General features: G+C 38.2%; 7 protein-coding genes, 1 tRNA gene and 1 pseudogene. 3 read left to right on the forward strand and 6 right to left on the reverse strand.

Annotation, left to right across the window (positions count from 1 at the left end; translation table 11 throughout):
- A pseudogene (locus HCUR_RS03345) lies at positions 1–294 on the reverse strand (helix-turn-helix domain-containing protein); the annotation flags it as partial.
- 220 nt (positions 295–514) lie between these two features.
- Here HCUR_RS03345 and dapA point away from each other — a divergent pair.
- Positions 515–1,420, forward strand: coding sequence for a 4-hydroxy-tetrahydrodipicolinate synthase (dapA, locus tag HCUR_RS03350; protein WP_165780705.1), 906 nt, complete (start codon positions 515–517; stop codon positions 1,418–1,420).
- Between the two features lie 43 nt (positions 1,421–1,463).
- Here dapA and HCUR_RS08470 read toward each other — a convergent pair whose 3' ends face one another.
- From HCUR_RS08470 to HCUR_RS03370, 4 genes are all read right to left on the reverse strand, one after another.
- The gene (locus HCUR_RS08470) at positions 1,464–1,736 is read right to left on the reverse strand and encodes an MlaD family protein (RefSeq protein ID WP_165780706.1); all 273 of its coding nucleotides are present in this window, start codon (positions 1,734–1,736) and stop codon (positions 1,464–1,466) included.
- Positions 1,737–2,506: 770 nt separating this feature from the next.
- Positions 2,507–4,036 (reverse strand): AMP nucleosidase, encoded by a 1,530-nt coding sequence (locus HCUR_RS03360; RefSeq protein WP_165780707.1) that lies wholly within the window; start codon positions 4,034–4,036, stop codon positions 2,507–2,509.
- A gap of 159 nt (positions 4,037–4,195) precedes the next feature.
- Complete coding sequence (gene gyrB, locus HCUR_RS03365) at positions 4,196–6,583, reverse strand: DNA topoisomerase (ATP-hydrolyzing) subunit B (RefSeq protein WP_104206743.1); 2,388 nt, start codon at positions 6,581–6,583, stop codon at positions 4,196–4,198.
- A gap of 143 nt (positions 6,584–6,726) precedes the next feature.
- Positions 6,727–7,272 carry an MlaD family protein gene (locus HCUR_RS03370; protein WP_104206744.1) on the reverse strand — a complete coding sequence of 182 codons (546 nt, stop codon included), beginning with the start codon at positions 7,270–7,272 and terminating at the stop codon, positions 6,727–6,729.
- 2,436 nt (positions 7,273–9,708) lie between these two features.
- On the opposite strand from HCUR_RS03370, the gene HCUR_RS10155 reads away from it, so the two are divergent.
- Together HCUR_RS10155 and HCUR_RS03390 are read left to right on the forward strand one after the other, a co-directional pair.
- Positions 9,709–9,957, forward strand: coding sequence for a transposase family protein (locus HCUR_RS10155; RefSeq protein WP_423751892.1), 249 nt, complete (start codon positions 9,709–9,711; stop codon positions 9,955–9,957).
- 174 nt (positions 9,958–10,131) lie between these two features.
- A complete protein-coding gene (locus HCUR_RS03390) occupies positions 10,132–10,437 on the forward strand; it encodes a hypothetical protein (protein WP_104206747.1) in 306 nt (101 codons plus the stop codon).
- A gap of 695 nt (positions 10,438–11,132) precedes the next feature.
- Here the strand turns inward: HCUR_RS03390 and HCUR_RS03395 are convergent.
- Positions 11,133–11,205 (reverse strand) — tRNA-Lys (locus HCUR_RS03395).
- Positions 11,206–11,456 lie beyond the last annotated feature (251 nt).

An 11,456-nucleotide genomic window follows, 5' to 3' on the forward strand; every position in this document is an offset into this window, starting at 1 on the left:
GCTTGATAAGCGTTCTCTCTATCCATTTTTAATCGTATCATAAGCCGTACGCTCACTTACCCCATAGCATAGCTTTGACTTATATGGAAATAAGTACGGGTATTGCCGTATGTACTCAAGAGAAATAACAAGGCGATCCTCTAAAATAAGCGTGTTCTTTCCACCGCCTTTCGCTTTCTTAAGGCCTTCGGCTTCTCTCAAAATATCAAGCATCTTTTCAAAAGGTGATCTTTTAACGCCTGTTAAATGACGAAATTTTTCGTCTTCTATATTTTTCATGGTTTCGTACTTCATGACAGATCCTTCTATAGAGCGTTTACATCAAACTTTAAATTCAATCCAGTTTCTGAAGAGGTCTAGTGATGCGCAAAAATGCTATGTTCTTCAAACACCGATCTAACTTTGTCAAAAAAATTCTTCATGCTTAGGCTCTGAAGTTCTTGTTTAGTCCTCTTGATTTTTTGCCCTTGATGATCCTAAAATGATAAGAAGCATGGTAAAATTTTGAGAAATTGTGAACTACCTATCTGACTTTAAACCGCCTTTGGTGTGGACTGCGTGCATTACTCCCTTTAAAGATCATAGCTTAAATATAGATTATAAAGCACTGGAGCGTGTTCTTCATAAACAAGCTCTGTGTGAAAACGGTATTATTCTGTTTGGCAGTACTGGAGAAGGAGTCTCACTCTCTGTAGAAGAAAAAAAAAGTATTTTAGAGTTTGTGATGCGGTTAGATTTAAATATCCCTATATTTTGTGCACTCCCTACCTATAGTTTACAGGGAGCAGTGGACTGCATTAAGCAATGTCAAGAATATGCAATACAAGGATATTTAGTGAGTACTCCCCTGTATACTTGTCCTGGAAAAGAGGGCCAAAGTCAGTGGTTTCAGGCTATACTAACCATGGCACAAAAACCTGTGATGTTGTACAATATACCCCGTCGTACTGGGGTTTCGTTATCTGTAGATACACTGTCTTTTCTAAAAGATCATCCATTTTTATTTGGTTTAAAGGAATCGAGTGGGTGTCTTAAAACCGCTTTTGAGTACACTAAAGCAGCACCACGTATCCAATTGTTGTGCGGAGATGATCATTTAATGGCGGCGTACAGTACCTTGGGTGCTAAAGGATTGGTATCGGTTTTATCTAATGTCTGGCCAAACCTTTTAAAGTATTACGTTCAGGAGAGTTTAGCGGGACGTTGGAAAAAGTTATTTTTTTGGAATGCTCAAAACGCTCTTTCTAAAGCATCAAACCCTATTCCTGTCAAAGCCTTAATGCGTCTCCTTAACTTCATCTCTTCAGATATGGTGCGTCTACCTTTATCAAAAAATGACATACCCGATCTTCAACCCCTTCGGGCTCTACATCAGTTTGCCTTGGAGGAAATGGAGGCTTGTGGAATAACCGAGGGTTAGTAGCCCTAAACCCTATAAGTGTTCCGTTTCCTTGATCTTTCGCTTAGTTTAGTGTACTTCCAGGAGACATTTTGATGTTGGACGAGCCAAAATAGATTTTTAATACTTTTTCTCCACGGGACACGTCCTCTGAAACCGAGGCGAAGGAATCTTCGGGGAGTTGAATTTTTTTTGAAATTCTAAATTTTACTTTTACAGTTCCGTTTTCAACATTCAGTATGAATTTTTTTACCTGTCCTACAGTGACCCCGTTTATCGTGACTGGAGCCCCCACCTCTAGTGCGTACCCATCTATGGAATCAAAACGTGCATACATGATCTTTGTTACCCATATTGAATAAAAATATTTAATACAAATAAATAAAAGAAAAATTATTCCAAAAGGGATAGCTATCAATAAGACAAAAGGGATAGCTACCACTAAGCCGATTATAATTATTGGAAAGTATATAAAAAAAAGAATTCCTAAACCAATAAAAATGACGATTTTCCAAAAGCCTGTTGATAAAATTTTTTTACTGAAATAAGACATCTTGAAAGCCTCGCAATTCTGTTTTTGTTTAGATACATTGTATTCTGAAATTAAAAAGATTACATTATACTGCTCAAATGTTGCTGAAAAAGAGTCTGGATCTTACTTTACTCTCATGATCATTCTTTGTTTGAACGCTGATGCTGCAGTATAATTCGGGTACATTTGGCTCACAATAATTTTTTTAGCAATATTGTGTGCATCAGAAATTTCAGATTTAATAGAAAATGTTAATGACATGGTACACGCCTGGAGCAATAATTTCCCCAAAGGAAAATTCAAAATATGATGGAAGTTACAGGATTTACAGAGATCAAATTTAGTACTCGTGCACTCTATTGGTTGGGTGTTGGTATTGAGAAAAAATTAACGCTATTTTTCGGGTCTACGTATAGAAAACACATCCTAAGCTGTTCTACGCCGTAAGATTTCAACGATAATGACGCTAAATGGACTTTGATGAAAAAAAATTTAATTCTAGTAATTTTCTTATAGGGGGTACCGTAATTTTTGTGGTATTTTTCACAGAACTCTTTCAGTAATTATCTATTTTTTTATCGAAATAAAACATCCTGAAAGCCTCGCAATTCTGGTGTGTGGAGCTGATCTGGTCCTAATTCCCGTAGTACTTCTAATGCATGAATTCCAATAGTAAGATGCTCTTTAACCCGTTGTTCATAAAAAGTTTGTGCCATCGAATGTAATTTAAGCTCTCCGTGGAGTGGACGATCAGAAACACACAACAAAGTCCCGTAGGGTACTCTAAATCGAAATCCATTGGCAGCAACAATTCCGGATTCCATATCTAAGGCAATAGCCCGACATTGACGAAACGTTTTGGATCGATTGACTACATCCAATTCCCAATTTCGATCTCCAGTCGAAACAATAGTACCACACCGAACACGACGTGTCATGGTGGCGTCATCTAATTGGCACACCTCTTGAATAGAATCACGCAAAGCTTTTTGGACGGCTTCTACCGGGGGTAAGGGGATATTGGGACTGAGTCCTTCATCCAATACATGGTCGTCCCGCATGTATCCATGAGCTAAAACATAATCTCCTAGCCTTTGGCTTTGTCGAAGTCCAGCACAGTGCCCTAACATAATCCAACAATGGGGACGTAACACCGCTAAATGATCGGTCATATTTTTAGCATTGCTGGGACCTACACCAATATTAACTAAGCTAATTCCGTTTCTATCTGCTCTTGCTAAGTGGTAAGCGGGCATCTGGAAATGATGCCCTGCTTCTCGAGTTTTAGATAATTCCATATCTTGTGCCAATAATTCGGTATCTTTAGGCTCTACCCAATGAGTATAAGAGCTATCTTCTTCAGATAAGCGTTGCTTTGCGTAGTAAAAAAACAAATCTATATAGCGCTGATAATTAGTTAACAAAATAAAATTCTGAAAGGAAGAAGCGTGAGTTCCACAGTAATGCTGGATACGGGTAAGAGAATAATCCGTACGTTCTGCAGAAAAATAGGATAGTGGCTTGATCATTAGCTGATCCCAGGCAACGGTTCCGTTAGCCACCTGGTCATCCATATCTTTGGGAGAAGGCATAGTAAGCATTCCTTTAATTTCTGAAATATCTTTAGCATGAGACAAAACATCTTCCTTTAAAAAGTAAATAGGAATGAAACGAGAACTGCGCCCTACGACACAACACAACTCATGAACAGAAAAAAGATGACTCAACTGTTGGCCCCAGTATTCTTTAAACAAATCTGGATGTGTTACCGTAGTACCATAATACCCATCTTCCCTTAAGATAGCCCAGGAGCGTAATGCTTCACAAATATGTTCCGCGCCGCTTCCCCATATGCCTAAGTAGGGGTAGGTTCCTTTAAATTGTAATTTCAGATCTTGCAGTGTAGAAGGGCTACCTACGGCATTGCGCAAATCCTGAACACTGTCAGTGTAAAGCGTTTCTAGCGCCAGGATAGCCTCCTGGGCGTTACGGCATACAACGGGATCATAAACCGCCGCATTTTTAGTAAATACGTCCATGTGGAGCTGCTCTTGTAAAGATATGGCAGGAGAAAAAATATTGTTTTGGGCATATTTTGGTTCCATATCCATCTCCTTTTTTAGCACTTATAGTCATTTTTCTAGTATATCTTTTTAAGTTCATACTTTGCTACCAATATAGTGGGCAAAGATTTTATCACCAGAACTCTATAAAGAAGTTCTATTATATATTTATCTTTATGTGCATTATGGTGTAGTCTTTCTTTAGGCATCAATTAGGGCACTCATAGCATGTTCTTGAATAAAAGCTCTTCGAGGGGGAACTGCATCTCCCATTAGGGTAGAAAATAGTTCATCCGCTGCTTGAGCGTCTTCAATACGTACCTGGAGTAACGTCCGGGCGTAAGGATCCAACGTCGTTTCCCATAATTCATAATCCTCCATTTCTCCAAGGCCTTTGTAACGTTTTATCTCTAGACCTTTTCTTCCGTATTTATTCATGTGATCCCATAAAGAACAAGGACCGTATACAGGAATCCGATCTTCTTTTTGCCTTAGTGTACACACTTCTTGGAACATTTCTAACAAAGACTCCCGATAAGGAAGAAGTTTTCGCAGCTCTCCATGGGCATAGAGGCTATAGGAAAGCTTGTTTCGAAAGGTAACGCCATCTTTTTCATAATGAATCACTAATTCTGGGGAATTGGTTTCTGTCTCTGGCTGAATTTTCCATCTCCAATCTCCTAATCGTTGAAGCTGAATTAAAGCATTTTCAGTCCAATGGGGGAGGTCTTCTGGGGAAGGAGTATTAGCCAAAAGCCCCGCCAAGAATAACTGTTCTACAATAATAGGATTTCCCAGCTCAAGTCCTAGCTGATGAATATGAACTTTTGCTTTTATACACAGCGTTAAAAATGCTTTTAAATCAACTCCTGCTTTAGACATATAACTATTTTCTAATACAGCACCGCGCATTCCGGTATCCATGAGAAACTCTTCTAAAGCTGTTTCATGTTTAAGATATATCTTAGATGATCCTTTACGTACACCGTACAAAGGTGGTTGGGCAATGAATAGATGGCCTTTTTCAATTAAAGACCGCATATGTCGAAAGAAGAATGTCAATAATAAGGTGCGAATATGACTTCCGTCCACGTCCGCATCCGTCATTAAAATTACGCGATGATAGCGCAACTTCTCTAAATCGAATTCTACACCAATACCAGTACCTAACGCTACAATCAGAGTTCCAATTTCACAAGAAGCCAGCATACGGTCGAAACGCACACGCTCTACGTTTAAAATCTTTCCTCGCAGTGGAAGAACAGCCTGAGTTTTTCGATCTCGGGCATTGCGAGCGGTTCCTCCAGCACTTTCTCCTTCTAAAAGACACAATTCTCTTTTCTCTGGATCTTTTTCAGAGCAATCTGACAGTTTTCCAGGTAACGAGGCAATGTCTAATGTACTTTTTTTCCGTGTTAAGTCTCGCGCTTTGCGCGCCGCTTCCCGCGCAAAAGCAGAATTTGTAATGCGAGCGTAAATACGTTTTGTGTCTTGCACATGCTCTTCTAACCATTGGATAAGTCCTTCAGCGATAGCGGACTCTACCAAAGGGCGAATTTCAGAAGAAACTAGTTTATCTTTTGTTTGAGAGCCAAATCGGGGGTCAGGAATTTTTACAGAAAGGACGCTGGTGAGGCCTTCTCGAATATCTTCTCCTGTAAAGGTAACTTTATCTTTTTTATAAGATGATCCTCCATGATTAAATACTCGGGTTAGTGCAGAACGGAATCCTGCCAAATGTGTACCTCCCTCACGTTGAGGAATGTTATTGGTGAAACATAAGCTATTTTCATAATAGGTTTCAGTCCATTCCAACGCGGCCTCCACCGTCATACCATCTTTATGTACGCAAATATAAATAGGAGAAGATTGTAACACTTCTTTGTTTCGATTTAAATGGGTAACATACGCTTTAAGTCCCCCGGAATGGGAAAATACCCAAGATTTTTTATTGGAATCTCTACAATCTTTCAAAGACAGTGTTAATGAAGGATTGAGGAAGGCTAATTCTTGTAGGCGTTTTTCCAATATTGTTGCGTCAAAATTTGTAATTTTAAAAATTTCGCTGCAGGGAAGAAATTTTACTTGGGTTCCTTTCCGGTCACTTTCTCCTACCCGCTCTAAACTTCCCTGTGGGACACCCTTACAAAAACGCATCTTGTAGGTAGAGCCGTCTCTCCAAACTGTAAGATCTAACCAAGAAGAAAGGGCGTTAACTGCAGAAATTCCTACACCATGCAATCCTCCAGAAACTTTATAGGCGTTTTGATTAAATTTTCCTCCAGCGTGAAGCCGAGTCATGATAAGCTCTGCACCAGAAATCCCTTCTTCTTCATGAATGTCTACAGGAATACCTCTCCCATCATCAGTAATACAAGCACTGCCGTCAGGCTCTAGAACCACTTCAATACTGTTACAATGTCCCGCCAGACTCTCATCGATGGCGTTGTCTACTACTTCCCAGATCATATGATGAAGACCACTGCCATCATCAGTATTACCTATATACATTCCTGGGCGTTTTCGCACAGCATCAAGGCCTTTAAGAACTTCGATATTTTTAGAAGAGTAAGTGGAAGATGAGTTCATCACAGTGTTCCTAAATAAATGGGTTAAATTTTTTGTTGCGTTGGGAAGGGAAGGGGGGAGCTTAGTATTAGATTACACAAACACGTATTATAATTTTATTTTTAGAAAATATTTGCGTATGCACTGTTCCTAAGAGTGATTTTTTAATGATGAGAATCTGTATGCTCTTTTGTTGGAGGTGAATTTACATGGTCTTTTCCTTCAGAGCTTTCTTTTCGTGTTTTTTTTTCATCAGGTACTAAAAACTTATATAGCAAATCTTCAATCATTAAGGGGGCTTGAGTTTGATAGATGATCTCTCCAGCGCGCATCTTTACTTCCGACGAACCTAAGTCAAGTTTTAATACTTTTTCCCCGAAAAGGGATTCCCCCGTAATAAATGCAGAGGTATCTTCCGGAAGTTCAATTTTTTTTAATATAGTAAATTTTACTTTTACAGATCCACTTTCAGGGTCTAACGTAAATTTCTGTACACTTCCAACAGCTACGCCATTAATTTTTACAGGAGACCCCAGGCGAAGACCATCTATTGCATCAAACTCTGCATACACCGTAACATATTTTTTGTTTATTCCTCTCGAACGAATAAGAATAAATCCAACGCTTGTAACCACACACAACAAAATAAAAGCGCCTAGAGCGGTCTCAAAACGTTGACTCTGAATTTTCACAGGCGATACCAAAAACATGCTGCATAAAATTAATAGTATCACTTTTTTGATATGTACACAATAGACGACTCAAGCATTATGGGAACGCTGTTATTTAGTATATTAAAGTTAGTTAGAACGGAAACTTTTTTGATAAGCGGTACAAAAAACTACGTTAATTCATCATTGACATGGCCCATTCAATGCAACTATTTTTTTTTATCCACCATAACCCTATACCTTGTTTAAATATGGTTACTATGTATCACACGTTAGGAGCAGACTTAAGGTCTTAACGGTTATATAGTGTTTTCAGCGCTTTACTTTCTTGCCTGGATCCCTAGCCTCTAGACCTCTTGTTGAGCTGTTTTTATAGAACGAATTTCTATTATAGCGACTGAAGGCTTAATAATTTTTTTTTCTTACTTTTTTCTCACGTTTTGGCGTAAGTATTTTATGTATGCTATCTTATGTACAACTAGAGATAGTCACATAAACCATTTTTCTAATCTATTGAGGATTATTTTAGTGAAAGCGAGTGAAATAAACGCTTTGGCTGATTCAGTAGACCTCTCATACTCTTTGGATAGCCTCCTAAAATGCTTTAATCAAGCAAATGAACGCTCTACACCTTGTCTCCATTGTTTTATAATACTCAGTAAAGATCCTTACGTATGAAGATAAACTCACTGGTTTAGATCACTTTGATAGCCTTGATGTGCTAAAATGTTCACCAGCCTTGGAAATTTTTCTCTTAACCCAAATAATACTTTTTTGGCACACGTGCTATCATGAAGCCTAGCGCGGTACTTAGCCTATAGCCCAAAGTGCCTACCTCCTAGATGTACTACCTACCACTTTCTTGCCTCCATCTCTGCATTGTTTAAAAGAGCTTAGGTTCAGGCTCTGGCTATCGATGATTCCTATGCTAGGACTTTGCTGTTTCCTTCTCTTCATTCTGAGAATATCTCTGGGTTTATTCATTAATGCTTGAATGCCGATGATTCCTATGCTAGGACTTTGCTGTTTCCTTCTCTTCATTCTGAGAATATCTCTGGGTTTATTCATTAATGCTTGAATGCCCCCCTATGCTTTAGCCTGTTAAAGTTGTTCAATACTTGCTTCCATAGCCCAAACGCTTTAGGGAGATCTCTCCAAAACCAGTCATTTTTGATATAAACTCTGCCGTTCCATACCCGCCTAGTATCTTTAGCCGGAGGGCTTGCTTACTTTCCACCCTTCGTCTTTTAGATCACTTGTATAGCTTTGTGACATTTCTCACCTCTCTTTGATGTCAATTCTATACTTTATCCCCGCTATTTCACCCGTTTACGTGACTGGTTCTGATGCTGCTATCTCTCCTAAAATTCGTAGACACCTTGACAAAAAGAACAATATTTATGGAACATTCATCACTATTATTCTTTTCTTTATATATAAAATATATGGTACGAATAAAATGTTTTTTTATTCTCCAATGGGTTGTAATAAATCATGTTCAGTTCTACTCCTTTTCATTGGGTATCTGGTTAAATGGCTAAAATAATTTAGATCTGGTGAATAAGGGAATAAAAATATTATTTTTCAGCCAATCGATTCAATCAATTGCTTTTGTCTTTTGAGCGTTGTGGAATGATGTATTATCCATAATCAATTTAGGGTTTACGGCTTTAATTAAACAGTGTTTTACCCAATGATTAAAAAGATTTGTAGTGCAAGATCCGTTAAAAATCATGGGTGCTATGGAATTGATTGTTCACAAGACCATAGAGTAATGGTTTAATAAAACAAGTAACGCATTCTCTTAATAAAGAAAAAAATGTAAAAGAAAGCATCAAAACTGTTTGAAGTACATAGAAAACAGTCAGTAGATGGCATAAAAGATATAAGAACAAAAGAAATTACCACGATAGAGAACATTTTAGAATACAAACGTAGACTGGACTATTCAAAGGTAGAATTATTTGTTAAAAATAATGAGAAGAATAGATTAAAAGATATTAGGGCTGAGTTTCCGATAAGCAAAAGATATGCCAAATTAGTTTAAAGAAGCTAGGGTTTAGCGATAAAAAACTTCTTCTTCTGGGAAAGCTAGTCAAGAAAAGCAAGATAGATATTTAAAAGTCCTTCAAGAGATACCAAAGAAAAGTCTTATATATATCGCTGAAAGTGGGGTGAATATAGTGATTTGCAAAGCGAAAAGATGGGGCAAAAAAGTGAGAAACTGGTTTCTAAAAAGCGTGGTATGCATTCCACAAAACTTCACAGTGTAGAAGCCTTAGTGCAATCAATCTATAAAACCCATAAGGGATTTCAAGGCCCCCTCATAAAAATAAATATTTGAAAAAAGAAAAATAATAAGGGAATTCCTTGGATGGTGAACAATTTAAGGTAAGGTTCATGAAAGAAGTAGAAGAAGGGGGGGGGTAGATCATTTTAAACCCCTAAAAGATTCTAGATCGAGTAAAGAATAGGCTGCATGGGATGTCTGAGATAGGGGTAGCAGTTTTGTGCGCAGCGCTATGCTGGCCTGAAGGATGGCAAGATGTTGAAGATTTTGGGAAGTTAAAAATAGATCTCAGGAGTCATCTGCCCTATAATAACCGCATATTCCGTGACGATACATTTCCCAGGTTCTTTAGAAGCCTTGATCCTGATCAGTTTCACGATCTATTTCGTACCTGGGTGAAGCGCATAAGTAAAAATAGCCCGGCAATATTATAGCAATCGATGGAAAAGTATCAAGACGCAGTTGAGATGTTACATAAGATACGCGCTTTTGCTACAGAGGCTAGGCCAAGGGAAGATAATGGATAAAAGCAAGGAGATCACAGCACTACCGAAAATATTGGATTGGCTGAATAGTAAAGGATCGATTCTCACTATAGGTGCCATGGGATGTCACTTAACGTTGCAGATAAAATCCTGGGTAAAGGAGGAGATTATATATTTTTTCTCAAAGGTAATCAGGGAAATCTTTTAGATGATGTGACGCGATATTTTGAAAAAGCACCATTAGAAGCGATCAAATATTGCGCAAATTACGATAAGGGGCACGCGAGGGTTGAAGTTAGAAAATTCTCGGTAAGTCAGGATAGTCAATGGCTCATCTTAAATACCCCTAATGGGCGTTCCATTAAAAGCATGGCGCGAATAGAATCGGCTCGTGAGATAAAAGGTAAGTTTTTTAGTGAAGTGCGGTAGTATGGATCTTCTTTAGAAGTTAGTCCTGAAACAATACTCTCATATATTAGAGGTCATTGGGTCTTACATTGGGTAGTAGATAGGTCATTTGGTGAGGATCAAAAGAGAATACGGAAGGAAAACGCTCGCCACGGTAGGCAATAAGCAGGAATATAGCTCTGAACAAGCTCAGATGCTAGGACAATCAATCAAGAGGTTCAGAAAAATGAGGGGGCTGGAGTGAGGACATACTTTTCTATATCTTGAAACAAAATTTTTGATGAGGTGACCCTCTAAGGGGTTTTTGAATTGATTAAAACAGTGTTTAATCAAAGTTTTAAAGCCTGGGATAATTATGGATAACACTTTTTTTCATAAAGTCCAAAAAAAAAGCGCGCTTATCGCATCTTTTGGCTAAAAAATAATATTCTTATCTCGTTATTCACTTGATCTAAACCCTATAGAGAAATTTTGGGCTAATATAAAACGATGCATTAATAATGGAATTACAGAATTCGCGCAATGATATGAGGCGATAACCTGCTTCTTTTCCCCATCTAATACATTTTTCGTTTGATTTTGGAACATCCTACTATCCTGTTTTTATTGAGGAGGGCATTTTACATATATGGAATAGAATATAAAAATTTTAACCTATATCTCTATGTCTTTATAAGGCAAAAAAGCCGTGTAAAATAATTGTTAATAATCGTGGGTAGGCGCTGTAGGGTTCGAACCTACGACCTACTGGTTAAGAGCCAGCCGCTCTACCAACTGAGCTAAGCGCCCCACTACAGTAAATTCTAGCACTCTTTTTGTAGTACGTCTAGTACCCTAAATACCAGGACCTACGCAGGAAAAATTTATCTTGACAGAGTTAGCGAGGTGTTTGAAAGACATAGCATTTTTGCCCGTCAGTGATTTAATGGGTGGTTTTCGGCTTTTTTTCAGGTTCACTCATACTAAAAGTGCTTATTTAGGCAGTATATCTAAGTTTTCAGCCGTATTCTCATGGCCAATACAGGCTTTGTCTTCGTTGA

It is taken from the genome of Holospora curviuscula, assembly GCF_002930195.1.
GTDB classification, from domain to species: domain Bacteria; phylum Pseudomonadota; class Alphaproteobacteria; order Holosporales; family Holosporaceae; genus Holospora; species Holospora curviuscula.